We start from the raw sequence: 26,235 nt of genomic DNA on the forward strand, positions 1-26,235 counted from the left end.
TGCCCTTTCGGCTTTTACCAACCTGCACTATAACCGTGTGTTCTGCCACTGGCGATCCAGTCGTTTGACCGATACCGTCATGGCTGTGCCCAACTGTTGTGCAAAGAAGGACACCCGGAATTCTTCGAGCATCCAGCGATAGAGCTCCAGTTCCGGGTCCCGCACGCCCTGGCGTTTTTGCTGGTCCCGCCTGGTGGCGTAACGTTCCCAGAGCGGCTCAATGGTGTGAAGGAACTCACGCTCCCGGCCCATTTCCCGGGGCATCTTGTCCAGACGGATGTTGGCGGCCTCAAAATAGACACCAAAGCGGGCAAGCCACTCCGGCGGCGTCGCCACCAGGAACCCGGGATACACCAGGTTTTCGAGCTGGAACTTCAGGTCCGCCATGCTGTTGGCCAGCGCAAGGCTGATTTTGCCTTTCAACTGTTTTGCGATTTTCTGGTAACCGGTCATGGCCTGATGGAGGCGCTCGTCTGCCGCTTCCAGGGCCGGAATAAAATCACCTCGATGGCGGTCAAACAGCCGGTTGAAGGACGACTCGTCCCGAGGCAACTCTTCGGCCAGAAAGTGCTGGATTACCGTAGAAAGCAACAGATCATCCATCAGCCCCCGGGCCTGGCCAACCGGAGCAAACATCAATGCCGACTGCTTGAACCTGGGCAGCTTACGCTCCAGATCCGTCAGGGTATTGCCGAACTGGTTGATCATCAGCCGGGCAATCCCGCGCCGACTGGTTTCCTCTGCCGTCAGCGGGTCCAGACACCGAATCACGCGGACCTTACCGCCAAGGTCCTCCAGCGCGGGATAGACGGTAATCTCCATGCCGCCCTTCTCGGTCAACTCCTGTGCCGGCAGCTCACCAAACTGCCAGCTGGCATAGTCCTGCCGGGCCCGGGGAGATTCTTCAGTTTTGGCAGCTGATGCCAGGGCTTCTTCCGCCCTTCCCTCGAGTTTGGCCTGCACCTGCCCGGTGTCACGGCCTTCTGCCAGCACCTTGCCTTTATCACCGGTGACTCTCAGATTCATGCGCAGATGGCGGGGCAACTCGTCTTCCGGCCAGGCCTCCGGGTCAATGCTGACGCCCGTCATCCGCCGCAACTGTTCGCCCAGTTTGTGGGCCAGCGGCTCGTTGTCGGGCTGCATATTGGCCAATGCAGCATCGACAAAATCCGGCACCGGCACAAAATTGCGCCGGAGGGATTTGGGCAACCCCTTGACCAGAGCAATGCATTTTTCCCGCAGCAACCCCGGCACCAGCCACTCCAGACGCCTTCCCGGGATCTGTTTTAGTGCCATCAACGGCACATTGAGCGTAACGCCGTCACGCTCACTGGTGGGCTCGAATTCGTAGCTCAGAGGGTATTTGACACCCTGCCACTCGAGATAATCCGGATACTGGCTGGCCGAGGATTCATCCACCGGCCGCTGGAGGATGTCGGACTCGGTCAGCTCCAGCTTGCGCAATTGCTCGGCCGATAGGCTCTTCCACCAGCTTTCAAAATGCCGGCCACTGACGATATCTTCCGGCAGCCGCTGGTCGTAGAAGGCCACCAGCACTTCATCATCCACCAGCAGGTCCCGGCGTCGGGTTTTCTTTTCGAGGTTTTCAACCGTCTCCAGCATGTCCCGGTTGCGGGCAATAAACGGCGCTTTTGACTCAAAGTCCCCCTCAACCAGGGCCCGACGTATGAACAGGTTGCGACACTCCTCCGGGTCCACCTTGGCGTAGGGAATACGTCGCCGGGCCACCACATCCAGTCCGTACAGGGTAACCTTTTCATAGCCCATCACCTGAGCGCGCTTGCGTTCCCAGTGAGGCTCAAAGTAATGATGTTTGACCACGTGCGATGCCAGCGGCTCCACCCACTCGGGCTGGATTGACGCCACCATGCGGGCGAACACTTTACTGGTTTCGACGATTTCCGCGGCGACGATCCACTTGGGAGAGGCTTTCGCGACTTTGGAGCCGGGGAAAATGAACACTTTGCGGTTGCGCGTGGCCAGGTACTCACGCTTTTCCACCTTGACCGCCACCTGGCCCAGCAGGCCAGCCAGAACCGCCTTGTGAATCCGCTCGTAATCCGCAGCCTGGGTGTTGATCGACAGTTTCTGGTCACGACAGATGAGCGTCAGTTGACGATGGATGTCCCGCCATTCGCGCATCCGCATCCAACTGAGGAAGTTTTTCTGGCAGAGTTTTTTCAGCTGGTTCTGGGAAATCTCCTGGCGCTGTTCCTCAAACCAGTTCCAGATATTGAGCAGCGTGACAAAGTCCGATTCCTTGTCGTTGAACGGCGCATGGGCCTGATCGGCAGCCTGCTGTTTCTCCTGAGGCCTCTCCCGGGGATCCTGGATACTCAGGCCGGCAATCACCACCAGCAGTTCCGCAAGACTGCCCTGCTCTGCTGCCGTTACCAGCATCCGCGCCAGACGAGGGTCCAGTGGCAAACGGGCCATGGTACGCCCGAGCCGGGTGACCTTGCGCCGGGCATCGACGGCCCCCAGCTCCTCAAGCAGTTTGTAGCCATCATTGACCTGTTTGCGGTCCGGCGCCTCCAGGAACGGGAAATTGCGGATTTCGCCCAGGCCGGATGTGGCCATCTGCAGAATCACAGACGCCAGATTGGTCCGAAGGATTTCCGGATCGGTGTATTCCGGCCGGTTCAGAAAATCCGTCTCGTCGTAAAGACGGAAACAGATACCCGGTGCTACACGGCCACAGCGCCCGGCCCGCTGGTTGGCGCTGGCCTGGGAAACAGGTTCAATGGGCAGGCGCTGAATCTTGGAGCGCACGCTGTAGCGGCTGATACGGGCAACGCCGGTATCAATGACATAGCGAATGCCTGGCACCGTCAGCGAGGTTTCCGCCACGTTGGTCGACAGCACGATCCGCCGCCCCCGGTGAGACTGGAACACCCGGTTCTGCTCCTGGTTACTCAGCCGGGAATACAGCGGCAGCACCTCGGTGTGGCGTAGATCGGCATGGCGCAGCACCTTGCTCAGGGAGCGGATCTCCCGCTCACCCGGCAGAAACACCAGCACGTCCCCGGGTGGCTTCTTTTCGCGGCGTTCGTGCTGCTCGATTTCCTCCATGGCGCTGAGAACACCGTCTGTCCAGCTCTGGTCGCGATCATCCTCATCCCCGGCCAGCGGCCGGTACCGGATGTCCACCGGGTATGTCCGGCCACTGACTTCAATCACCGGCGCTTCGTTGAAGAACTCGCTGAACCGCTCCACCTCGATGGTCGCCGAAGTGATAATGACCTTCAGGTCCGGCCGCTTGGGCAACAGTTGCTTCAGGTAGCCCAGAAGAAAGTCGATATTGAGACTGCGCTCGTGCGCCTCATCAATAATCAGCGTGTCGTAGCGATCCAGAAAACGGTCGTTCTGTATCTCGGCCAGCAGGATGCCATCGGTCATCACCTTGACCCGGGAGGCCTCGGAGGTATTGTCGGTGAAGCGGACCTGGTAGCCCACCTGCTGCCCAACGGGCTCGCCGAGTTCTTCGGCAATCCGGCCGGAAACGCTCCGGGCCGCGATTCGTCTGGGCTGGGTATGACCAATCATACCCTGCAGGCCCCGGCCCTGATTCAGACAGATCTTGGGAATCTGGGTGGTTTTGCCGGAACCGGTTTCCCCGGCGATGATCACCACCTGGTGACTGGCGATGGCATCGGCGATGTCCTGCACACGGTCACTGACCGGCAACTCTTCGGGGAAACTGACAGGGCCGGCCAGTGCCTGGCGCTGCCGCACCCGCTCCTGCCCACGCTCCAGCCAGCGCGACATACGCTCGATGTCCTTCTGGCCGGGCTTGCCTTTGTTGCGGGCGGCCGTGCGAATAATGCGGGCGGCCTCCTGCTGATTGCAGTGATCGAGCTGATCCATGATGGCTCGGACCTGAGCCCGGGGATCGGCCACGTCTGTTTCCGGGGATTGGCTGGATGTCGGGTCAGTCATGGAGGAACGGCTAACTCACTTATGCTCGTGATGTCTTCAGGACGCCACAGTCTAGCGGGAAAGACCGGCGTTAGAAACACGAAGACCCCGCACAGGCGGGGTCTTGCAGGGGAATAGCGGTTACAGTCGTAACGTCAGTCTTCGTTCGCTTCGTCCCGAAGTTCCCGGCGCAGGATCTTGCCCACGTTACTCTTGGGCAGCTCATCCCGGAATTCGAAATGCCGTGGCACTTTGTAAGCTGTCAGCCGCTCACGACAGAATTCCTTGATCTCGTTGCCAGTCACCCCTTCCTTGCCAGCCACGACGTAGACCTTGACTGCCTCGCCACTCTTGGCATCGGGCACACCGACAGCGGCGCATTCGACAACCTTCGGATGGCTGGAAACCACGTCTTCGACCTCGTTCGGGAAGACGTTGAAGCCGGACACAATGATCATGTCCTTCTTGCGGTCAACAATACGGATGTAGCCATCTTCCTGAATCACCGCCACATCACCGGTTTTCAGGTAGCCATCCTCGGTGAAGGACTGGCGGGTGTCTTCCGGGCGCTGCCAGTAGCCGCGCATGACCTGCGGGCCCTGCACGCAAAGCTCACCGGGCTCGCCAATCGGCGTTTCCTGGCCTTCTTCATCAATGGTCTTGACGCGGGTCGCCGGAATCGGAAGGCCGATAGTACCAATCTGGATTGCACTGTGAGGATTGAAGGTCACCACCGGGGAGGTTTCGGTCATACCATAACCCTCGGTGATTTCGCAGCCGGTCACCCGTTCCCACATCTTGGCTGTATCGGTGGTCAGAGCCATGCCGCCGGAGGCCGTGAGCTTCAGGGCGGAGAAGTCCAGTTCCTGGAAATCCTCGTTGTTGCAAAGGGCCACAAACAGGGTATTGAGCCCCAGGAATGCGGTGAACTTGTGCTTCTGCAGCTCTTTGACAAAGCCCGGAATGTCGCGCGGGTTAGGAATCAGCACGTTGTGGGCGCCAGCCTCGACCATGATGCCGCAGTTCAGGGTGAACGAGTAGATGTGATAGAGCGGCAGCGGGGCGACAACGACCTCCTGCCCTTCTTTCACCTGATTTTCCATCATCGGGCGAATCTGCAGCACATTGGCAACCAGATTGGCGTGCGTGAGCATGGCGCCTTTGGCCACACCCGTTGTGCCACCGGTGTACTGAAGTACGGCCAGATCATCCGGTTTGAGCTCAACTGGCTCAAAGTTTTCCCGGGCACCGGCGCTGAGCACGGCCGGGAGACGATGGGCACCGGGAATGTTGAACGAGGGCACCATCTTCTTGACGTGACGGACGACCGCATTCATCAGCGTACGCTTGACGGGCGAATGCATGTCCGCCACTTCAGTAACGATGACATGCTCGACACCGGTATGCGGCAGCACCTTCTCTGCGTTATCGGCCATGTTGGCCAGAACCACCAGGGCACGGGCACCGGAATCATTGAACTGGTGCTCCATCTCGCGGGTGGTGTATAGCGGATTGGTGTTGACCACAATCAGACCCGCCCGCATGGCACCGTAGACAACCACGGGGTACTGGGTCACGTTGGGCATCTGGACCGCGATGCGATCACCCGGTTTCAGATCGGTTTTGTTCTGCAGCCAGGCGGCAAAATTGCGACTCTGAGCATCAAGATCCCGGTAAGTCAGGGTGACGCCAACCGCGGAGAAAGCCGGCCGATCCCCATACCGGGCCACCGCCTGCTCGAAGACATCCACCATGTGCCTGTACTTGTTCAGGTCCACATCACGGGGAATGCCGGCGGGGTACTTATCTTGATAGAACTGCTCAAAATCCATCACCATCTCCTGTCTGGTTGGCGCTTGGGGAGCTACCGGACGGGCGCGGATACTCCCTCGTTCTCTTATTGTTCGAAGGTCGAATTGATCAAAAAATCAACCCGACCAAAGTATCAGCCTCAAAAAAGTGGAGAGAGAATAGCAGTTTTGTTACCGATGAGGTAGCTTTCGACGCAACTGGAATCAAACCAAGCGAGAAACATCACACACGGAGCGGCCATGAGCGACACTCTCGACACCCTGGAAAACATCACCTACGACGAGCTGAACGAAGGTGATACGGCAACCTTCACACGCACCCTGACCGAAGACGAACTGGTCCTGTTCGCCGCCGTTTCCGGTGATGTAAACCCCGTACACCTGGATTCCGAGTTCGCCGCCGAGTCCATGTTCAAGGAACGGATTGCTCACGGCATGTGGAGCGGTTCGCTGATCTCTGCCGCACTGGCCACGGTGATGCCGGGGCCGGGCACCATCTATCTTGAACAGAGCCTTGCCTTCAAACGGCCGGTCAAGCTGGACGACACTCTGACGGTCACCCTCACCGTGGCCAGCAAGTTGCCCAAGAACCGCGTGGTCATGAAATGCGATGTTCGCAACCAGAGCGGCAGTCAGGTGGTCAGCGGCGAAGCGACCGTGATCGCTCCCACCGAGAAGATTTCCCTGCAGAAACCGAGCCTGCCGAAAATCACCATCGATAACGGGTAATGGCGCTGGGATCACCACTCAGCCTATGGTGTCGACTTAATTAACAAAGCCGGCAGGCGATGCCCGGGCCATTATCCGGTATCTCACTGATCCGACAGTGGGTATTGAGCAATGGCCCCGAAGTTGCTGCCTGGAACGCGGCGGATCGGTCATGGCCTGTCCGCCAAAACGCCGAGCTTTGCCGATGCCCTCAACCGCATCGGCTTTTTTTATCGGCTCAGTTCCCTCATGGCCGCTTCCATACCTTCAATGGTGAGCGGATACATATGGTCGTTCACCAGTTGACGGGTGATCTGCAGCGATCCGGCGGTGCCCCAGTAGTCCTCAGGTAACGGATTCAGCCAGACCACCTTGTCGAAATGCTCGGTAATCCGCTGGAACCAGGTGGCGCCAGCCTCCTCATTCCAGTGCTCAATCGAGCCCCCCGGATGGGTGATTTCATAGGGCGCCATGGTGGCGTCACCCACGAAAATAACCTTGTAGTCCGGGGAATAGGTACGGAGGATGTCCCAGGTGCTGGTGGTATCGTTCATCCGGCGAATGTTGTTCTGCCAGACGCTCTCATAGACGAAATTGTGGAAGTAGAAATACTCCATGTGCTTGAACTCAAGCCTCGCCGCGGAGAACAGCTCCTCGCAGACCCGGATATGAGGGTCCATGGAGCCGCCGACATCAAAAAACAGCAACACCTTCACCGCATTATGCTTCTCCGGCACCATTTTCAGATCCAGATAGCCGGCGTTGCGGGCGGTTGATCGGATGGTGTCATCCATATCCAGTTGGTCTGCAGCGCCCTCACGGGCGAATTTACGCAACCGGCGCAGGGCAACCTTGATGTTACGGATGCCCAGGGTCACGCTGTCGTCCAGATCCTTGAACTCGCGCTTGTCCCAGACTTTCACCGCGCGACCATGACGGCCTTTGTCCTGCCCCATACGGACGCCCTCGGGGTTATAACCGTAAGCACCAAAGGGAGAGGTGCCGCCCGTGCCGATCCATTTATTGCCACCGGCATGGCGCTCCTTCTGCTCTTCCATCCGCTTTTTGAAGGTCTCGATCAGCTCTTCCAGGCCACCGAGCGATTCAATCTGCGCCTTTTCCTCGTCGCTCAGGTGCTTCTCGAATTCCTTCCTGAGCCATTCATCGGGAATCAGCGCTTCGAGCAGCTCATCGAGGTTTTCTATGCCTTCGAAATACGCCTTGAAGGCACGGTCAAATTTGTCGAAATGGCGCTCATCCTTGACCAGGCAAACCCTCGCCAGATAGTAAAATTCCTCCACATCCGCGAACGCCAGGCGGTTCTGAACCGCCTCCAGGAGATCCAGAAATTCCCTGAGACTGGCGGGCACTCTGGCCCGGCGTACTTCAAGAAAAAAGTCAATCAGCATAAGACAGGCTCGGCCCGAAGATCAGTTTCGACGGCGCGCCATGAACGCCAGCCGCTGCAACAGATGCACATCCTGCTCGTTCTTCACCAGGGCGCCGTAGAGCGGCGGCAATGCGGAACTGCTGTCTTTCTGCTGAAGCGCTTCGGCGGACAGATCATCGGCCATCAGCAGTTTCAGCCAGTCAATCAACTCCGAGGTGGACGGCTTTTTCTTGAGGCCCGGCACCTTGCGGACATCGAAGAAAACCTCCAGAGCATCTCTCACCACCTGCTGCTGGATACCCGGGAAATGGACATCCACGATGTTCTTCATGGTGTCATGGTCCGGGAAGCTGATGTAGTGGAAAAAGCAGCGGCGCAGGAAGGCGTCTGGCAGCTCTTTTTCGTTGTTGCTGGTAATCACCACAATCGGTCGCTGTTTGGCCCTGACAAACTGCTGGGTTTCATAGACGAAGAACTCCATGCGATCGAGCTCCAGAAGCAGGTCGTTTGGAAACTCGATGTCTGCCTTGTCGATCTCGTCAATCAGCAACACCACCTGCTCATCAGCCTCAAAAGCCTCCCAGAGCTTGCCTTTGACAATGTAGTTGCGGATGTCATTGACCTTCTCATCCCCCAACTGGGAATCACGCAGTCTGGAAACGGCGTCGTATTCATACAACCCCTGTTGGGCCTTGGTCGTGGACTTGATGTGCCACGGAATCAGCTTGAGGCCCAGTGCCGAGGCCATTTCCTCGGCCAACAGGGTTTTTCCCGTACCGGGCTCGCCTTTGATCAGCAGTGGCCGCTGCAACGAGATGGCGGCATTCACGGCCATCTGCAGATCGTCTGTTGCCACATAACTGTCAGTACCGGTGAACTTCATGGTCTGTTTCCTGTTGGTTACGGTTTCTTATCGGCTTTATCGTCGTCGGTGTCGGATTGATCGGATTTGTCGTCATCCGACTCATCGAATTCGCTTTCGTAGTCCGGAAGATCGTCGAATTCTGACAGGTCAAAGTCCTCGAGACCGAATTCGTCCTCATCGTCCTCTTCCCCCTCAGCGGGTTCCGGTTCGGCTTCCGGAACGTCCTCCGAGGCCTCTTCGTTACCACCTTCTTCGGCATCTTCGATTTCGGTTTCGGGCTCCGTTACAGCGTCGTCCGCCGTGGGAATCTCCGGGTCGGCATCAACATCCCCTGCCTCCCCGGGCACTTCCTCGTTAACTTCCGGAATGGCCTCGTCCTGATCCGCTTCCATTTCCTGGGCCAGAAGCTCCTCCACCGGATCCTCTTCTGGCTCTGGTTCTGGCTCTGGCTCTGGCTCTGGCTCTGGCTCTGGCTCTTCAGGAGTCTCCTCCTCCACGGCCTCCGGCTCAACCACCGGCACCTCGTCATCCGGCAGGTCATCAACCGTCTCACGGTCAGCAGCTTCAGCCTCGGCCTGTGCCTCTCGCTTCTTCTTCCGGCGCCAGGCAAACAGCCCTCCTGCCAGCAACACCACCACAGCGCCACCGCCAGCTGCCAGCATCCATAGGGGCAGCGTCGATTCTTCCTCCGGAGTCACCGGCTCGGCCGGCTGTTCGGTAACGATGGGCTCAGGTTCAGCGGGGGCTGGCTCGTTCACTTCCGGCTCCGCCTCTTCAGTCACAGCGGGCTCCGGCTCCGGCTGGGCGGATTCCTCTGCAGGCGGCTCACCGACCAGTCCGGGGTCCTCTACCTGCTGGCTCAAATCGGGCACCAGGGGCTCTGACACCATCGGTACCGGCGCTTCTTCGCCTGGCACAACAAAACTGGTCACCGCGCTGAATTTCCGGGAAAAGGTTGCGCCATCGGCCACGATCTCAATGTCATATCGGCCAGGCTGGGGCAAACGGCTGACCGTATCCCGGTACACGCCGTCTTCCGGCGGAGCGTCCGGCGCCAGTTCCTTGGCCCCCCGCCGACCATCGGCAGCGGTGATCGACAATCTCACATCCATCACGCCCAGGAAATCCGGGTTCACCAGTTTCTCGGAATCCTCATAGAACGCGACTTCCACGGCAAAGGGATTGTCTTCGGAAAACTCGGAAGGGATATCCTTGACCGCCATGCGCAGGTCGCTGACCACAGTGACGCGGCTGCCCTGTCCCAGTTCACCGATAAGCCGCCATTCACCGGCTTCGGGATCGGTTACGGTGATCAGGTCATAGCCCGGCTCGCTGGCCCAGCGAACATTCTCCGGTGCTCCTTCCGCCGCGAACAGCTCGCCGTCCGGCACGGCAAGTTCCAGCGCGGTTGCCTGATCCGCCTCTTTTCCGGAAAAGATCAGCGCCGTGAATTCACTGACGCCTTCATCGACGGTAAAAGCATTGCCTTCAATCGGCACCTGTTCCTGGGGCACGGCAGTGTTCAGGGCATTGGCAAAGGCCAGGTTCAAAGCTTCGGCTGACTGGGCAAGGCGGAAGCTGCCCCCCGTCTGCCGGGCCAGTTCACGCAGGAACTCAATGTCGGCCTGTTCTGACAGACCAACGGTATGGATGGTGAGCCCCTGGTCAGCCAGAGCCGGAACCAACTCGTTCAGGATCCGCTGTTCTTCAGCCCGACTGTCTTCGTCACTGTCGGGAATATCCACTTTGCCGTCACTAAGCAGGATCAGATGGGTGTTTTCCAGGGTTCCGTCTGAGAGCCAGTCGTCGCTGGCTTTTTCAATGGCCAGCCCGAGATTGGTGTAGAGCGCCACTGAATTGATCTGGTCGGATTTCGACACCATGGTGTCACGCCATTGCTGGCTGACCGTGTCATGGGGCACCAGCATGTTGACGTACTGCCCAAACGTCCAAAGTCCCGCTGACGCGCCTTCAGGCAGCATGCGTGCGATCAGTCGTACTGCCGGCCGGCGCAGATTATCCGGATCGGTGTCCTTCATTGAACCGGAAATATCCACCACCACCCGGACATCCGCCTCTTCAGGCAGGGTCAGTGAAGGATCCTGAGCGAGCGCCGGCCGCCAGGCCAGAAGTGCGATCGCAGCCATCGTCAACAAGAGTCCGTGAATTCCTTTCATCCTTCGTCGCTCACCGTATTATGTCGGGTGTTATCGTTATTTCCGGACCAGCCGGTATCTCACAAGATCAAGAATCCAGACCAGCACCATCACCAGGGCGGCAATACCAAAATTGAACAACCCACGGGCCGCGTCATTGGCATCACCCAGAACCAGCTCGTAACCGGAAAACAGCCAGGCCGGCATCCACCAGCCCGCCACATCCAGCGACTCAACGGGGGTCAGCAGCGCGACCACCAGTGCGGAGAGAAGAAGCGTACGCAGTCCATAGAGTGGCAGGTAACGGAACAGCGCCTTCATCATGTAGAAGAAAATGACAAAAGCAACCGCGTAGGCGACCCAGAAAATGGCATAGGCCAGTGAAGCATCAGCGTTGATCATGACAGAACCCAGTGAATAATGTGTTCCTCCCAGTCCTCTTCCGGCACCCGATCCTCAGACAGAACCCGCCCCCGGACAGATACACCCGCCCGGTGAACAGTTTCCGGATCCCCGCTTATCAGCGGGTGCCAGGCCGGAAGCGGCCTCCCTTCGGCCAGAGTCCGGTAGGCACAGGTTTGCGGTAACCAGTGATAGTCCGCGACGGTCTCCGGTGTAATCACCGTGCAGCCGGGGACTTTCTCCAGTCGCTCAGAATAAACCGTGCACCGGCAGTTATCGGTATCCATGTACGAGCAGCTCAGCTCTGTGTGGTATACCTCTCCGGTTTCTTCGTCTTCAAGCTTCTGCAGGCAGCACTGACCACAGCCATCACACAGGGATTCCCACTCGGCCTGGGACATCTCATGCAGTCGTTTACGCTGCCAGAAGGGAATCCAGGCGGTCATTGGCCGTGCTGCTCGATTTTCCGCTTGAAGTCCACAATATAGGTGTCCTGCTCTTCGGGCAATTGCAGGTAGAAGTCTTTCTCCGCGAGCGCATCCAGAACCTCAGCGCCAGAGGTTCTGGCCAGCACCTTGTTCCGGTCCAGCAGAAGATCCATGGCATGAACAGGCGTGCCAAAGATGGACCGCAGTGCCTCGGGCAACTCGTTCCAGTCCTGGCTTCTCCGGACATAGATGTAAGTATCCCCTTTCTTGCTGCTCCGGAATACCGACACAAATTCACGGTCGTTGATCATGGTGTAAGAAGTTCCTCAATATCGGAGACCACCGGAGCGATGAGGCGTTGTCGCCACCCGGTGAAAAAATCATTTCCAGCAAAGGTTCCGTCTTTGACCAGTCGCTCAACCCGCTTTCTTGGGGCAATTAATTCTATTGGAATATCATTATCTTCAGCGACTTTCCTGAAGTGCTTTTTCACTTTCTTGCAGGTCGTCTGCTGCTCACGGGACAATGGCCCCGGAATCAACTCCAGTTGCGGGTCGTCTGCTTCGGCCGCCTGCTGGACAAGCGCGACCAGGTCCTTGCCGTAGCGCTTGACGAAGCCGCCGGGCACCCCCTGGACATCTTTCAGAACAGCCGTGGTCGAAGGCAGGCGCTCGGCCACGGCAATCAGCAACCCATCATTAAGAACGCGCCCTCTGGGCCTGTCCAGGCGGCGGCATTCCCTTTCCCGCCAGGCCACCAGCGCCTTTAGGACAGACTGCTGCTTTCGGGACAGCGTCCAGCCACCCCGAAGCTTCAGGTAGTGTTCCTCCGGGTCATCGTGGCGGCCGGCTTCCTCGGCAAAACGTTGGGATTCGTCGGCCATGGCCTGCTCCAGGTCCCGGTCCCTGAGCCTGGCGAGAACCCACTGATACAGCGGCAACAGAAACCGTATATCATCCAGTGCGTATCGCTCCTGCTCCGGCGTCAGCGGGCGCGCCAGCCAGTCCGAACGGGTTGCGGATTTGTCGAGAGTTTCCCCGAACAGGGTTTCAACCAGTCGCGCATAGCCCACAGAGAAACCGGCGCCTGCCAGTGCAGCCCCGATCTGCAGATCCAGCAGCCCGGCGGGATCAACACCCAGCCAGTGCCGGAACAGCTCCAGGTCTTCACTCATGGCGTACAGCAGTTTTGGACGGGCCGGGTCGGCAAGCACTGCGCGAAAACGAGCCGATTGTTCCGCCACTCCGGGATCAACCAGCCAGAACTCACCATCTCCCCCCAGTTGGACAAGACCCGGAATCGGATAGAAGGTCGATACGCGCTCGAATTCCGTGTCCAGTGCCAGAGGCACTGAGTCCGGCAACTGTTCCAGCCACTGGTCAAGCTGCTCCGGCGTATGCAACCAGTAGACACCTTCCGGGGCGGGAGGAATCCGGACAGCCGGTTCAGAATGGGTCATAGATCATCCGGTTGTTAGTCAGAAAGGGGCTTTCGCCCTCTGAATGCGTGGGTCAGGGTGAAGCCATCGACATAGCCCAACTCACCGCCCACCGGAATACCATGGGCCAGCCGGGTAATCAGTACGTTCTGGCCATCGAGCCGATCAGCGATGTAATGGGCTGTCGCCTCACCTTCTACGGTCGGATTGGTCGCCAGGATCAGCTCGCTGACGCCTTCCTCCCGGATACGGCCGAGCAGGCGTTCAATGCCGATCTCTTCGGGGCCGACGCCGTCAATCGGAGAAAGATGCCCCATCAGCACAAAGTAACCACCCCGATAATCCCCGGCCTGTTCGATGGCCAGCAGATCGGAGGGGCTTTCAACCACACAGAGCGTTCCGTTTTTCCGCTCCGGGGTTTCGCAGATCGGACACAGTTCGGTATCTGCAAAATTCTGACAGCTGTCGCAACGCCGGACGCCGTCCATCGCCTGATTCAGCGCATCCGCCAGGCGGGTGCCCCCGGAACGGGCGCGCTCAAGAAGGTGAAAGGCCATCCTCTGGGCCGTTTTCTGCCCAACACCGGGAAGGCACCGTAGCGACTCCACCAACTCATCAACCAGAGGGCTGAATGCCATGACTACTCCTCAACCGTGGCTTCGTCAGAATGGCATCTTGAAGCCGGGAGGCATGCCCATGCCAGACATCATTCCCGACATCTTGTCTTTCTGGTTGGCCTCAACCCGGCGCACCGCGTCGTTCACCGCTGCCGCCAGAAGATCCTCCAGAACCTCTTTCTCTTCGGTCATCAGCGAGGGATCGATATCCACCTTCCGGACATCATGACGGCCATTCATGGTTACCTTCACCAGTCCGGCGCCGGCTTCGCCGGTCACCTCGGCTTTGGCGATTTCTTCCTGGGCCTTCTGCATCTGCTCCTGCATCTGCTGGGCCTTTTTCATCAGGTCGCCCATATCATTCATCATTCAGTTAACTCCTGCCTGTTTTCAGGGGACGGATACTCTCTTCGACCACCCGCCCCTCAAAGCGTTCAACAATCCTCTGGACCACCGGATCCTGGCGGATAGCAGCTTCCGCTGCCTGCTGCCGGGCTTCACGCTGGCGCTCCTCATAGGCCGCCGGGGTATGTTCCCCCGGATCGCCGGACTCTATCTGCAATTGTGTGGTGTCGCCGAACCGGGATCTCAAGGCAGCCAGGATTTTCTCTTCGTGGCGGGCAGTAAGCAGTCGCGCATGACCGTCCGGCAGGGTCAGCACAACGGTATCGCCGTTCCAGGCCATCGCACTGTTGCTGGCCAGATTGCCGGACATACCATTGATGCCAAGCTGACGAAAATCCCGCTCCCAGTTGAATTCGCCGCTGTCTTCTACCCCAGCATCCTCCGCCGGGACCTGCGGTTTCGGCTCTGGCTCTGGCTCTGGCTCTGGCTCTGGCTCTGGCTCTGGCTCTGGCTCTGGCTCTGGCTCTGGCTCTGGCTCTGGCTCTGGCTCTGGCTCTGGCAAGGATGATGACACACCACGGGTCTGCACCTCCGGAGGCTCGGGCGCCGGCTCATCGGGATCCCAGGGGGGTGGTTCCGGCAAGTCCGGTCCCGCGCCCGCAGACACCGACGACTCGTAATCCACGGCTGGAGGTTCTTCGTCCGTTGGCGGTTGGGTATCGGGAACAGGCTGTGGCTCAGGCAGTGGTGGCTCTGCCGGTTCTGAAACCGGTTCAGGTGTCGGCGGTGGGCCAGGGTCAGGTTCGGGATCTGTCGCAGCGTGGCCAGAGCCATCGCTGATGGCCGGAGGTTCCCGGCGATCTGTGCCCGGGCGGAACGCAAGCATGCGCAGCAGCGTCATCTCAAAACCCATGCGGGCATCCGGCGTCACCGCCAGGTCTTTGCGGCCCATCAGCGCTGTCTGGTAGAACAACTGGGCGTCCTCGGCACTCAGGCGCCGCGCCAGCTCCTGTACCTGAGCAGCATCCCCGAGCGCATTATCCGCACTGCCCGGCACCACCTGTTCCATGGTGACCCGATGAAACAGGGACAGCATGTCGGCCAGAATGACACCGTAATCAGGTGCAAAATCGGAGATGCGATTCACCTCGGACAGCAGGCCCGGACCGTTTCTTTCAACCAGAGAATTCACCAGGCGCTGGATATCCCGCTGGTCGATGGTCCCGAGCATATTGCTGACATCACTGGCCGACAGATTCTCATCCCCAAAGGCGATGGCCTGGTCAGTCAGACTCAGGGCGTCCCGCATACTGCCATCGGCGGCACGGGCCAGCAGCCAAAGCGCGGGATCCTCAAAGGGCACCTGCTCTTCGGTCAGCACGTGCCGCAAATGACCTACGATGTGCTCCGGGGTCATTCGCTTGAGATTGAACTGAAGGCACCGGGAGAGAACGGTCACCGGCAGCTTCTGGGGATCCGTCGTCGCCAGCAGGAACTTCACATGGTCGGGCGGCTCTTCCAGAGTCTTGAGAAAGGCGTTGAAGGACTGATTGGTGAGCATGTGTACCTCGTCAATCAGGTACACCTTGTAACGACCGCGGGTGGGCGCGTACTGAACGTTATCCGTCAGCTCACGCATGTCATCTACACCGGTGCGGGAGGCTGCGTCAATCTCGATCAGGTCAACAAACCGGCCTTCAACAATCTCACGGCAACTGTCGCACTCGCCACAGGGGTGGGCGGTGATCCCGGTTTCGCAGTTCAGGCAGCGCGCCAGCAGACGACCAATCGTAGTCTTACCCACACCGCGGGTGCCGGTGAACAGGTAGGCATGGTGCAATCGCTGATGTTCAAGGGCGTGCACAAGGGCCTGGAGCACATGCTCCTGGCCAACCATATCCTCGAAGGTACGCGGACGCCATTTTCGGGCTAAAACCTGATAGCTCATGTTCTTTCAACTGCCTTGAAATGCGCCTAACTCTAGCATGGACCGGGGTTGATAAGAAGCAAAGCCGGGACGCGGCTATTCATTCAGGCGGACAAGTGGAAAAACCGGAGAAACGGGATTCGGGGAAGGAAATCTGGGGGTGACCCCATCAGCGATCCTCCGGCACACAATTCCACCGCTGCGGCTGCTCCCTTCCGGGCCTGACCGGGTTCACGGTTTCATGTTGCGGAGGCACCAATGGGGCCACCATAACAACGCGTCCGGGGCTTTTCCCCGAAAGCGGCGCGCATAGTATCAGAAGGCCTGGGGGACTACAATGGCAATGGTACTTCATCCTGCCGGAACCAGCAGGCAATGCTGAAGCGGGTCCGGTTGGCAGGTAACACCTCATGAGGCACTTCCTCGCTCATGAAAAGTACCGCCCGCCCGGCTTGAGGCAATACCTCAGCGGCGACCTCTGACTCATTTCCCGGATGAAAAACCCGGAGTTGCCCACCATCCGCCATATGCCAGTCATCATTGAGGTATAGCACCAGACTCACCACCCGGGAAGCTCGGCCACGAAAGCTGTCCAGATGGCACTTATAAAAGTCCCCCGGACGGTAGGTGGCATAGTGACTTTCATAGCGCTTCAGGTTCAGAAACAGTCGCCGGTTCAGCCCTTCGCGCAACTGGTCGAGAAACCGGAACAGCAGTGCCTGGGGCTCAGTGACACCTTCCAGCCAGGCAATACGATCCCGCCGGACGCTTCGGTCATTGGTTTGCTCCCTTCCACGGCCAATACCGGCGTGGGCCATGGCCTCGCCCTTGTTGAGAATATCAGCTTCATTGGCCAAGGCACCGACCAGACCTTCCGGCAGATGCCGGGCCAGATCCAGCTCAAGCCAGGAATCACGGGCCAGACCATCAGCCAGAGAGTCGAGCCAGCACTCGTCAACCTGAGACGCCAGAGGGCGGTCGTCGCCGACCTGAACGGTGTCATCACCTGCCACCCGGCCCAATTGACCGGAGGCATGCTCCAGCCTGGGTTCTGGCAGCGGAACCACGACCGATGGGGCATTTTTCTTCTGCATTGTTCAGCCTCCCGAATTTTGCGCTATTGTAAGATCAAACACGTCCGCTGGGCGTTTTTTATTCACCCTCCGGGTACGCAGATACACTTAAGGAAAGACCGGATGCTCAAGGACCCAGCCCTGATCAGCTATGGCGTATCTGCAGCGCTGTACACCATCCTGGCGATACTGATCGCAAGCCGCTACTTCCGTCGGGACATCGACAGGGCGCTGGTTCTTGCCTCTTTCATCACAGCACTCTGGTCCGCCGCCATTGTTGCCCAGGGTCTGTTCAGGGAACCAGGCTTTCTGGTCCGCTACCTGCTGGAACTGCTCAGGGATACCGCCTGGATACTCCTGCTGTTTGCCATTCTTCGAACCACCTTTAAACAGGGCAAGCTGGGCGGCCAACTGAAGAAAATGCTGGGCATTGCCGCCATTATACTGGTGATGGCACTACTGGCCCTGGGAACGATCGAGTATGCCCTGGAAATCGATCTGGTGGACGGCAAGACCCGCCTGATCGGACAGCTCGCCCTGTCACTGCTGGGTCTGTCCCTGGTCGAGCAGATATGGCGTAACGCGCCTGCATTCGGACGCTCCAGCCTCAAATATCTGTGTATCGGTGTTGCCATCGTTTTCGGCTACGACTTTGTGATGTACGCGGACGCTTTGCTGCTTTCCAAGATTGATGGTTCGTTCTGGGATGCCCGGGGGTTCGTCAATGCCGCCCTGGTGCCCATGTTCGCCATTAATGCCATGAACACCCGCAAGCAGCCGGTGGACTTCCAGCTTTCACGCTCGGCAGTCTTCCATGCCGGGACACTGCTGTTTGCAGGCGGCTACCTGCTGTTTCTTGCCGCCGGTGGCTACTATGTCAAGGCAATGGGCGGCGCCTGGGGCGAGGTACTGCAGATTGTGCTGGTTGCCGTATCAATCGCCTTTCTCATTACCCTGCTCATGTCGCGCCGAATCCGAGCCAGGCTGATGGTATTTATTGGCCAGAATTTTTTCGACTACAAATACGATTACCGGGAAGAATGGCTCAGGATGACCCGGGAGCTTGCCGACCTGAGCAACGAGCCGCCGCTGGCAGAGCGCGTCATCAGGATCCTCGCAGGCCTGGTCGAGAGCAATACCGGGGCTATCTGGCTCAGGAATGAGCAGGGCAACTATATGCTAAAAGCAAGCCTGGGCCTTGCCACGCCGAAGTACACGATTATCGATCAGGATTCTGCCCTACCCCGGTATTTTCAGGACCAGGAATGGGTTATAAGCCTCCGCGAATACCGCTCCGATCCCGACTGCTACAACCTTCAGTGCCTGCCTGACGCCATCACCAGCACGCAGGGGGCCTGGCTCATAATCCCCCTGTATCAGGGCAATGACCTTTACGGTATCGCCGTGATCGGCGAACCCTACGCCAAAGTGGAACTGAACTGGGAGAACTTTGACCTGATCAAGGTAGTGGCAAGGCAGGCCTGTAACCTTCTCGCCCAGGCTGACGCCCAGCAAAGACTGTCACGTGCCATGCAGTTCGAGGCGGTAAGCAAAGCCTCGGCATTCATGGCTCATGACCTGAAGACCCTGATCGCCCAGCTTTCGCTAATGGTCAGAAATGCCCCGAAACACAGGAACAATCCGGCCTTCTTCGACGACATGATCAGCACTACGGACCACGCCGTCCGTAAAATGACCAACCTCGTCGAACATATTCGAAAACCTGCAGATGGGCAGGGCCGGTCCGAAACCTGCGTGGATATGACCGACCTGATCAAACGTCAACTGGAAACCTGGAGCAAGCGCCAGCCCATTCCCGTTGTGGAGGGAGATCCAGGCCCCGTCTTTGTTCAGGCCGATACCGAGCAACTGGCCAGTATACTCGGACACCTGATCCAGAATGCCCAGGACGCAACACCCCCCGATGGTGAAATCACGCTCAACCTCAAGTCCGCCAGCGACAACGTGGTCCTCTTCATTCAGGACACCGGAGCCGGGATGACAGAAGAGTTCCTGCGCAACCGGCTGTTCAAGCCTTTTGAGAGCACCAAGGGACTGACCGGGATGGGCATAGGAGCCTATCAGGCCCGGGAATATATTCGCGAATTGGGGGGAGATATCGACGTGTCCAGCACCCCCGACCTTGGCACCTGCTTTTCCGTCCAGATTCCCCTGGCCCGGAAACATGCCAACGCCACCCTTCCAGAATCTGTTTTTGACGCAGACATACCGGCGGAAGGCGTCAATTATCCGTCGAACTCCAATTAACCAGAAACACAACGTTGCAAAACGTCAATAATCAGCTAAAAATCAAGTCAGGAAAGGTGCCCTCACCGAGTTTCCGATGAGGTACAACTGCTTTGGGCGACCTATCATTACATGGACCAAAGGACTGACTGTTACTGTGAAGCAGCTGCTTATCGTTGAGGATGACCCCGGCCTGCAAAGCCAGATGCGATGGTGCTTCACCGAGGATATCGACGTCTCGCTAGCCACCGACCGCAACTCGGCCCTTGCTGCCATCCGCCGTTTTGAGCCCGAAGTGGTCACTCTGGATCTCGGGCTTCCGCCGGATCCGGGTGGGGCCAGTGAAGGTTTTGCCCTTCTTGATGACATTCTGCGCCTGGCGCCGACAACAAAAGTCATTGTCGTGACTGGCCGAGAGGACAAGGAAAACGCCGTCAAAGCCATCGGGATGGGAGCCTGTGACTTCTACCAGAAGCCGCTTGATGCCGATATTCTATCCTTCGTCGTTCACCGGGCCTTCCGGCTTGCCGAGCTGGAACGGGAAAACCGGGAGCTTTCAGCCCATCCGATAGACACTTCGGTCAAAGGCATCGTCGCGGCCTCACCAGAAATGCTGACCATCTGTCGAACCGTTGAGAAAGTGGCGCCAACCGATGTAACCACGCTGATCATGGGCGAAACCGGCACCGGCAAGGAATTGCTGGCCAGGGCACTGCACGATCTCAGCCAGCGTTCCGACAAGCCTTTCGCAGCCATAAACTGTGCAGCTATCCCCGAAAATCTGCTGGAAAGCGAACTCTTCGGGTTTGAGAAAGGTTCGTTCACCGGCGCGACCCAGACAAAACAGGGCAAGATTGAAAGTGCCAACGGAGGCACCCTGTTTCTTGATGAAATCGGAGACATGCCCATGGCCCTTCAGGCCAAGCTTCTCCGTTTCCTGCAAGAGCGGGTTGTTGACCGTGTTGGCTCTGTACGCCCGATCCCCGTCGATGTCCGCGTGGTCTGCGCAACTCACCGCAATGTCCAGGAACTGATTGATCGTGGTGATTTCCGGGAAGACCTGTATTACCGCATCAGCGAAATCGTGCTGGACATTCCGCCCTTGCGTGAACGCCAGGGAGATCCGCTGATCATTGCCCGATCATTGCTCAAATCCCTCGGAACTCAGTTGGACCGACCCAACCTCACCTTTTCGGAAGATGCGGTGCAGGCCATCAATGGCCACCCCTGGCCGGGCAATGTCCGGGAAATGATCAACAAGGTCAAACGCGCGATTATCATGGCGGATGGCAAACGGGTGACCGCGGAAGACCTGCAGCTTGAATCCTGTGAAGCCGCGATCGAAGCCCAGCTTAACCTCCGTCAGGTTCGGGAGAACGCAGAACGCAGGGCCATTACCCAGGCCCTGCATGACACCGGGTTCAACATGTCACAGGCATCGCGGCTGCTCGGTGTAACCAGGCCGACCCTCTACAACCTGACGGACAAATACCGGATTGAGACCACCGCAGTCGTACCCGCAACCTGATCATTGCATTCAGGTGCATTGTCAGATGGAAGGGTGATCAAGGAGCGAAAAACGTGAAAACCGGAAACACCAGCCGTAAGCCATTCATCACCTCCGCACTGCTAATCGGGACACTGTTACTGCCCATACCCGTGCTCACCGGCTGCAGCAACGATAAGAACACATCCGATGAAGCGGCTAGCCACATCACGCGTGCTGACACCTACATTGAGCAGAAACAATACCGGTCTGCCATGCTCGAGCTGCGTAACGCCTTGCAGACCGACCCTGGCAACGCACAGCATGTTGTCAAACTGGCAAACCTCTATTTGACCATTGGCACACCACGCCAGGCTTCGGAGCTTCTTGAACCATGGCTGGAAGAACATACCCAAACCGTTGCACTACCCCTGGCGCAGGCCTATGTTGATCAGCGCAAACATCTCTCTGCCCGGGAAACACTGGATCGCTTCACACCGGAGACCGCCGGCGACCAGCTCTCGGCATCCCTGATAAGGGCCGAGGCTGCCCGGATTGCAGGTAACCGGGGAGAAGCCCTGTCCCTGTTCAGCGGTCTGGTCGACAGCCATCCCTCCAACCCGGACGCCATTGCCGGACTTGTCCAGACCTACGTAGACCTTGGCCGCACAAGAGAAGCTATTGCTGTCGCCGATGACTGGATGGCGCGCAACCGGCCGCTGCCTGAAGTCGGTTACTGGAAAGGCATGGCCCAGTACCGACAGAATGAACTCGAGCTGTCGGCCCAGACCCTGACTGAGGCTGCCAGCAATCTGCCCACCGCTGACGTCTTCCTGCCAGTCAGACGGGATGTTCTGACACTGCTATCCCGAGTGTTGACGGAGCAGGGAAAAACGACCGACGCTCAGGTCTACAACAAGATCCTGGCAGAAAACCAGAACACCGAAGTCCGCGAACAGAGCGAAGCAGCCATCGCCGCCTTACGCGAAGGCAAGGTGGAAGAAGCCAAATCAGTACTCAGGGATATGCTCAAGGTCAACCCGGACAGCCGGGAAGCAGCCCTGATGCTCGGCGCTCTGACCACCGACACCGGGGAAGTCGAGGAAGGCGCCCGCCTGCTTACCGAGAATCTTGACCCCGAAACCACGCCCACACCCTTCCTGCGGGCGGCGGCGATGGCACAGATCGACACCGGTGACCGTGTACAGGCGCTCGAGACCCTTGAGCGGGCCATGGAAGCCCGCCCCAATGACAACGACATTGCCGCCATGCATGGCGTGCTGGCACTTACCCTTGAGGATCAGCAGGAAGCCGGCATCATCAGCCTGAGCAAAGTTCTGGACCGCCAGCCGGACCGGACCCGCCTGCGCCTGGCACTGGCTCAGCACTATATTGGCCAGAACCAGCCGGAACAGGCGCTGGCACAGCTCAGACGCGCATTCGCTTCCCGGCCGGACGACTGGGAAACAACCGCCGCCTACCTTGAACTCCTCCTGGACCACGGTGAACAGAAGGAAGCGGCGGAAACACGTGATGCCCTGATCAACGGTTATGCCGACGCCCCCACCGCACTTTACCTTGCCAGTGTGGTTGACGCCCGCCTGGGCAACCTCGAATCAGCCAGACAAAGGCTCGAAGCTCTGGTCGAAAAGCAACCGGATTTCCAGCGCCCACGGCTGCTGTTGGCCAGGCTCCACGCGCAAGCAGGCAATACAGGCAGTGCCATCGACCAGTTGCTGGAAGCGGCGCGGCTGGCTCCCAACAACATTCAGCCTCTGCAGGAAGCCGGCCGACTCTATGCACAGAACCATTCTCCGCAGGAAGTGTTGCAATGGCTCGATGACATTGCCAGCGATAACGACCAGTTGGCCAGAAACGCTGATCTGCTAAGTACTCTGGTGCACGTAGGCCTGGGGAATTTCAGTGACGCCCATGAGCAACTGGCTCCCTGGATAGACAGTGACGCACCGGACGTGCGTAGAACCCGCCTGGAGCTGCTGGTGACTGAAACCCGGGCCGCTTTGTCCGAAAACCGGTATCCGGATGCCAGGGCGAAGGCAGCAGAGGCCATCAGCCTCGCCCCCGACAATCTGCAACTGGCGCTTCTCCCTGCTGGCATCTCCCAGGCAGGCGAAAACTACGACCAGGCACTCACCGAAATCGATGCGGTGGAGCAGACCTTTGGTGAGACACCCCGGACGATACTGGCAAGAGCCTCGATTCTGGAAAGTCGTGAAGGCGCAACTGCCGCCTATGACTACCTGGCCCGGCAATGGCAACAGCGAAACGACGGAGCCCTGGCCCCCACGCTACTGCAACTGACATCCGGACAAAGTGATCCGAAACGGGAAGCCCTCACACGTGAATGGCTGGACCGGCAACCGGATAGCCCGGCCGCCCATATGGCTCGTGCCGACTGGCTCCTGGGGAATGGCCAGGAAGAGCTGGCCGCTGTTCATTATGAGTCGGTACTGAAATTCAGGCCTGCCAATACCGCTGCCCTGAACAACCTGGCCTGGCTGCTGCGGGAGTCTGACACTGACAGGGCTCTCACCCTGTCGCGTCGCGCCATGGAGAACGCCCCCAACAGTCCGGCAGTTCTGGATACCCATGGCTGGATACTGCATCTGGCTGGCCAGCACTCCGAAGCGGTAAGCGTACTGGAGAATGCCTCCCGCCTGGCACCGGAAAGTCAGGAAATTCTCGGACACCTGGAAACCGCCCGCCGGGCCATGTAAACAAAGCTGACATCTCTCCCCCACTCACCCGATTTATGAACGGCCAGAACTCCCGGGTTCTGGCCGCCTGCTTTCCCGGTTGTCGATATTCTTTACATAGACAGACACCAACCTTATTTAAAACCAAAAGAATCAACAACTTAAAAACTGGCACGGTTATCGCTTAACTATTGGTAAGGAATGGGAACAATCCCGTCCTGATGCCAAACCATTCGTGAGGATGGGACGGAAAGCCAAGGATCTCACGGAAATGAGACGGCCTGGTTGCGCGGAAAAACCTTATAAACAGGAGAATCTCAACATGAAACTGAGATACGCAATTGCAGCGCTGGGTCTGGGCACATTCGCGATGTCCGCCGGCGCCACAACGGTTAGTGGCTCATCCCTGCAGGACGGACTTGACGACCTGACCCAGGGTGGCAGCTTCTATGATGTCAACACAGGCCAGTACTCACCGGATGAAAAGTGGGAAATTACCGCTACTGGAGCCTCAGCCAGTCGTCTCATTTTTGAGATTGCTGATTGGGAAGGTGATGCCAGCTTCGGTATCTACGACGTCAACAACGCCTCCAACAAACTGGAAATATTCGGCGAAGACTGGGACACCTGGTTGGGAACGGTTGGTGGTAGCTGCGGCACTGCAGACACTACCTGCTCGCCGAAAATGAACCTCAGCTTCCTCCAGAATGACTCTGTTGGCGAGTTCAGCGTTCTCAAACAATGGTATCTCGGTGGCATCTGGTACTCCGAATCTGCAACCTTCAGCAGCGACACTTTCGGTTACTATCTGGATTCCGGCGACGGCACCCTCTACTCCGAACGCGACAAGAATGGTGGCGACGACCAGATGGTCACTTATCGGGGCGACGGCGTCACTGAAATGGATATTTTCGGTGGCAATGACTACGACACCTTCTCCGAAAACGAGTTCATTCTCGCCTGGGAAGACATGAAAACCAGCAACCCGAACTACGATGGTGATTTCAGCGACTTCGTAGTGATGGTTGAGAGCGTGGTTCCGGTCCCCGAGCCCGGCACTCTGGCCCTGCTGGGTCTGGGTCTGGCTGGTCTGGGCGCCGCACGCCGCCGTCAGCGGGCATAAGCTCCCAGCCGCCCCGACAGAAAAGCCAGCTTCGGCTGGCTTTTTTCTTGTGTTTTCGGGGCCTTAATAACAATAATGCTATTGGTTCACAATGGCAGCCCGGCAAGAGACCATGTTAAGGACAACACTGGACAGACTCCCGCTTTCCCGGCCCTATCTGGTCGTTACAGTTGTGGCCATCGGACTGTTTTTCCCCGGTTGGTATCGTCTCGCCGTTCAATGGCTTCAGTTCGAACAGGTGCTGGCCCATGGACTGGCCACTTTTATTATCTACCTGGGCCTGCTGGTCATTCACCCGCCACAGCCACCCTCGAATCACATTCAGCCGCGCTCATTCGTTTCATGGGCTGGCGCCCTGTTTCTGATTCTGACAACACTGGCCTGGGCTATACTCGAGCTGGTGCGCATCGACACACTGGCCTACCTTCTGCTTCCTCCCGGCCTTCTGTTTACCAGTTGGGCGTTAATGGGATTCGCCCGCACGCTCGTTTTTCTCCCTTATGTTCTGCTTTTGTCATTGTCGCTGCCCATCTGGGCCGACCTGGTGCCATTGCTGGTGTCGCTGGCCAGCAGCGTGGTGGGCACCTGGGTACACTGGTTCGGGATGACGGCACTGATTGAAGGGAACAGCATCACCCTGCCCTATGGCCGCCTGCTGATTGCCGATGGCTGCTCCGGTATCCGGTATTTTGCGATTTCCATCCTTCTGGGAATGATGATATCCATCCTCAACGACTATCGTTGGAGAGGCTGGCTTGCCACGATCGCGATCGCCGCGACCCTGGGACTCATTGCCAACTGGGTACGAATTACCATACTGGTAGTGATTGCCTACCAGACGGACATGCAAAGCGGCATCATGACCGACCATGAAACCATGGGCTGGGTGGTATTCGCAGCCTTCATGTTACCCGCACTGTATTTCTCTCCGGCACGCCGAAGGAGCGCTAAAGAGGGATCAGAGCATATTTCCATTTCCCCCCTGCGCTCCGGAATTGCAGCCATCGTCATTGCCGTGTTAATCGGCCCACTCGCACTCACAGTGATTCAGACCGGCAGTTCCAATAACAATAAATGGACCCTCGCTCTAGCGGATTTTAAGCCCGCCGCCGCTGACACTTCGCCAATCCCCATGTCCCTTCCCGCCAGCCTGGAACGGACGGCCTGGCAGTCAGACGAACTTTGGGTAGTTATGGCCCAGCACCAGAAAAGCCGGCCGGACGAGAAACTCGTTCCCTACCTGCCACCCATGTTTGACCGGTCCATCTGGCACGTAGAGCGCGAGATTCAGCCGGGACATTTTATCTATCGCAACATTGTCTCCAGAGAGCAGGTCGCCCTGGCCCAGTGGTATCAGGTCGGAAACGTCCAAAGCTGGGATTATCGCAAAGCAAAGCTTCTGCAAATCCCCGCGGCACTGAAGCGTGAATCACGGTTTGCCCTGGTCACGATCCAGGTGCCCTGTGAACGGCTGGACTGCGACAAGGCAGAAAAAGCCCTCGTCACCACCACCGATAAAATCCAGCGTCAGATAGCCGCAGAAAACGGATCATAGCCTACACT

General features: G+C 58.2%; 19 protein-coding genes, 1 other RNA gene and 1 riboswitch. Of the genes, 6 read left to right on the plus strand and 14 right to left on the minus strand.

Annotated features, from left to right (window positions below; all coding sequences use genetic code 11):
• Positions 1–27 precede the first annotated feature (27 nt).
• Complete coding sequence (hrpA, locus tag HNR38_RS05730) at positions 28–3,960, minus strand: ATP-dependent RNA helicase HrpA (RefSeq protein WP_183700661.1); 3,933 nt, start codon at positions 3,958–3,960, stop codon at positions 28–30.
• 134 nt (positions 3,961–4,094) lie between these two features.
• Positions 4,095–5,771 carry an AMP-binding protein gene (locus tag HNR38_RS05735; RefSeq protein ID WP_183700662.1) on the minus strand — a complete coding sequence of 559 codons (1,677 nt, stop codon included), beginning with the start codon at positions 5,769–5,771 and terminating at the stop codon, positions 4,095–4,097.
• A 219-nt stretch (positions 5,772–5,990) separates the two neighbouring features.
• Here HNR38_RS05735 and HNR38_RS05740 point away from each other — a divergent pair, with 219 nt between their 5' ends.
• Complete coding sequence (locus HNR38_RS05740; RefSeq protein ID WP_183700664.1) at positions 5,991–6,479, plus strand: MaoC/PaaZ C-terminal domain-containing protein; 489 nt, start codon at positions 5,991–5,993, stop codon at positions 6,477–6,479.
• 209 nt (positions 6,480–6,688) lie between these two features.
• Here HNR38_RS05740 and HNR38_RS05745 read toward each other — a convergent pair whose 3' ends face one another.
• The 12 genes from HNR38_RS05745 to HNR38_RS05800 form a co-directional block, all read right to left on the minus strand.
• A complete protein-coding gene (locus HNR38_RS05745; RefSeq protein WP_183700666.1) occupies positions 6,689–7,867 on the minus strand; it encodes a vWA domain-containing protein in 1,179 nt (392 codons plus the stop codon).
• A 21-nt stretch (positions 7,868–7,888) separates the two neighbouring features.
• Entirely contained in the window at positions 7,889–8,731 is an 843-nt protein-coding gene (locus tag HNR38_RS05750; protein ID WP_183700668.1) for an AAA family ATPase, read from the minus strand.
• Positions 8,732–8,748: 17 nt separating this feature from the next.
• Positions 8,749–10,860, minus strand: a complete 2,112-nt coding sequence (locus tag HNR38_RS05755; RefSeq protein ID WP_183700670.1) for a VWA domain-containing protein — start codon at positions 10,858–10,860, stop codon at positions 8,749–8,751.
• 66 nt (positions 10,861–10,926) lie between these two features.
• Complete coding sequence (locus HNR38_RS05760; RefSeq protein ID WP_183700672.1) at positions 10,927–11,271, minus strand: hypothetical protein; 345 nt, start codon at positions 11,269–11,271, stop codon at positions 10,927–10,929.
• Positions 11,268–11,717, minus strand: a complete 450-nt coding sequence (locus tag HNR38_RS05765; RefSeq protein WP_183700674.1) for a YcgN family cysteine cluster protein — start codon at positions 11,715–11,717, stop codon at positions 11,268–11,270. The genes HNR38_RS05760 and HNR38_RS05765 overlap by 4 nt, the downstream gene beginning before the upstream one ends.
• On the minus strand, positions 11,714–12,007 hold the full coding sequence (locus HNR38_RS05770; protein WP_183700910.1) for a YcgL domain-containing protein: 294 nt from the start codon (positions 12,005–12,007) through the stop codon (positions 11,714–11,716). Before HNR38_RS05770 ends, HNR38_RS05765 begins: the two co-directional genes overlap by 4 nt.
• Complete coding sequence (locus HNR38_RS05775) at positions 12,007–13,158, minus strand: ribonuclease D (protein ID WP_183700676.1); 1,152 nt, start codon at positions 13,156–13,158, stop codon at positions 12,007–12,009. The genes HNR38_RS05770 and HNR38_RS05775 overlap by 1 nt, the downstream gene beginning before the upstream one ends.
• A 14-nt stretch (positions 13,159–13,172) precedes the next feature.
• Positions 13,173–13,775, minus strand: coding sequence for a recombination mediator RecR (gene recR, locus HNR38_RS05780; RefSeq protein WP_183700678.1), 603 nt, complete (start codon positions 13,773–13,775; stop codon positions 13,173–13,175).
• Positions 13,776–13,799: 24 nt separating this feature from the next.
• Positions 13,800–14,123, minus strand: a complete 324-nt coding sequence (locus HNR38_RS05785; RefSeq protein WP_183700680.1) for a YbaB/EbfC family nucleoid-associated protein — start codon at positions 14,121–14,123, stop codon at positions 13,800–13,802.
• Positions 14,124–14,127: 4 nt separating this feature from the next.
• Positions 14,128–16,047, minus strand: coding sequence for a DNA polymerase III subunit gamma/tau (gene dnaX / locus HNR38_RS05790; RefSeq protein WP_183700682.1), 1,920 nt, complete (start codon positions 16,045–16,047; stop codon positions 14,128–14,130).
• Between the two features lie 143 nt (positions 16,048–16,190).
• An RNA gene (gene ffs, locus HNR38_RS05795) (signal recognition particle sRNA small type) lies at positions 16,191–16,287 on the minus strand.
• 71 nt (positions 16,288–16,358) lie between these two features.
• Positions 16,359–17,120: a 2OG-Fe(II) oxygenase gene (locus HNR38_RS05800; RefSeq protein ID WP_183700684.1), complete on the minus strand. Its 762-nt coding sequence runs from the start codon at positions 17,118–17,120 to the stop codon at positions 16,359–16,361.
• A 102-nt stretch (positions 17,121–17,222) separates the two neighbouring features.
• Here HNR38_RS05800 and prsK point away from each other — a divergent pair, with 102 nt between their 5' ends.
• The 5 genes from prsK to HNR38_RS05825 all read left to right on the plus strand — a co-directional run bounded on the left by prsK (position 17,223) and on the right by HNR38_RS05825 (position 26,227).
• The gene (gene prsK / locus HNR38_RS05805) at positions 17,223–19,367 is read left to right on the plus strand and encodes an XrtA/PEP-CTERM system histidine kinase PrsK (RefSeq protein WP_183700686.1); all 2,145 of its coding nucleotides are present in this window, start codon (positions 17,223–17,225) and stop codon (positions 19,365–19,367) included.
• 136 nt (positions 19,368–19,503) lie between these two features.
• A complete protein-coding gene (gene prsR / locus HNR38_RS05810; RefSeq protein WP_343068244.1) occupies positions 19,504–20,874 on the plus strand; it encodes a PEP-CTERM-box response regulator transcription factor in 1,371 nt (456 codons plus the stop codon).
• A 53-nt stretch (positions 20,875–20,927) separates the two neighbouring features.
• Positions 20,928–23,570, plus strand: coding sequence for a tetratricopeptide repeat protein (locus HNR38_RS05815; protein ID WP_183700690.1), 2,643 nt, complete (start codon positions 20,928–20,930; stop codon positions 23,568–23,570).
• 192 nt (positions 23,571–23,762) lie between these two features.
• A riboswitch (cyclic di-GMP riboswitch) is annotated at positions 23,763–23,842 on the plus strand.
• 29 nt (positions 23,843–23,871) lie between these two features.
• A complete protein-coding gene (locus HNR38_RS05820; protein WP_183700692.1) occupies positions 23,872–24,672 on the plus strand; it encodes a PEP-CTERM sorting domain-containing protein in 801 nt (266 codons plus the stop codon).
• A gap of 112 nt (positions 24,673–24,784) precedes the next feature.
• Positions 24,785–26,227, plus strand: a complete 1,443-nt coding sequence (locus HNR38_RS05825; protein ID WP_183700693.1) for an exosortase/archaeosortase family protein — start codon at positions 24,785–24,787, stop codon at positions 26,225–26,227.
• Positions 26,228–26,235: the final 8 nt, after the last annotated feature.

It is taken from the genome of Marinobacter oulmenensis, assembly GCF_014201735.1.
GTDB lineage: Bacteria > Pseudomonadota > Gammaproteobacteria > Pseudomonadales > Oleiphilaceae > Marinobacter > Marinobacter oulmenensis.

What these genes read in the sequence shown, in the direction of transcription:
- HNR38_RS05755 (WP_183700670.1), bottom strand. Translation starts at nt 10,860, where the DNA reads ATGGCTGCGATCGCACTTCTGGCCTGGCGGCCGGCGCTCGCTCAGGAT.
- HNR38_RS05740 (WP_183700664.1), top strand. Translation starts at nt 5,991, where the DNA reads ATGAGCGACACTCTCGACACCCTGGAAAACATCACCTACGACGAGCTG.
- HNR38_RS05760 (WP_183700672.1), bottom strand. Translation starts at nt 11,271, where the DNA reads ATGATCAACGCTGATGCTTCACTGGCCTATGCCATTTTCTGGGTCGCC.
- HNR38_RS05800 (WP_183700684.1), bottom strand. Translation starts at nt 17,120, where the DNA reads ATGCAGAAGAAAAATGCCCCATCGGTCGTGGTTCCGCTGCCAGAACCC.
- prsK (WP_183700686.1), top strand. Translation starts at nt 17,223, where the DNA reads ATGCTCAAGGACCCAGCCCTGATCAGCTATGGCGTATCTGCAGCGCTG.
- HNR38_RS05745 (WP_183700666.1), bottom strand. Translation starts at nt 7,867, where the DNA reads ATGCTGATTGACTTTTTTCTTGAAGTACGCCGGGCCAGAGTGCCCGCC.
- dnaX (WP_183700682.1), bottom strand. Translation starts at nt 16,047, where the DNA reads ATGAGCTATCAGGTTTTAGCCCGAAAATGGCGTCCGCGTACCTTCGAG.
- HNR38_RS05775 (WP_183700676.1), bottom strand. Translation starts at nt 13,158, where the DNA reads ATGACCCATTCTGAACCGGCTGTCCGGATTCCTCCCGCCCCGGAAGGT.
- HNR38_RS05765 (WP_183700674.1), bottom strand. Translation starts at nt 11,717, where the DNA reads ATGACCGCCTGGATTCCCTTCTGGCAGCGTAAACGACTGCATGAGATG.
- HNR38_RS05735 (WP_183700662.1), bottom strand. Translation starts at nt 5,771, where the DNA reads ATGGATTTTGAGCAGTTCTATCAAGATAAGTACCCCGCCGGCATTCCC.
- hrpA (WP_183700661.1), bottom strand. Translation starts at nt 3,960, where the DNA reads ATGACTGACCCGACATCCAGCCAATCCCCGGAAACAGACGTGGCCGAT.
- HNR38_RS05825 (WP_183700693.1), top strand. Translation starts at nt 24,785, where the DNA reads ATGTTAAGGACAACACTGGACAGACTCCCGCTTTCCCGGCCCTATCTG.
- HNR38_RS05750 (WP_183700668.1), bottom strand. Translation starts at nt 8,731, where the DNA reads ATGAAGTTCACCGGTACTGACAGTTATGTGGCAACAGACGATCTGCAG.
- HNR38_RS05820 (WP_183700692.1), top strand. Translation starts at nt 23,872, where the DNA reads ATGAAACTGAGATACGCAATTGCAGCGCTGGGTCTGGGCACATTCGCG.
- recR (WP_183700678.1), bottom strand. Translation starts at nt 13,775, where the DNA reads ATGGCATTCAGCCCTCTGGTTGATGAGTTGGTGGAGTCGCTACGGTGC.
- HNR38_RS05785 (WP_183700680.1), bottom strand. Translation starts at nt 14,123, where the DNA reads ATGATGAATGATATGGGCGACCTGATGAAAAAGGCCCAGCAGATGCAG.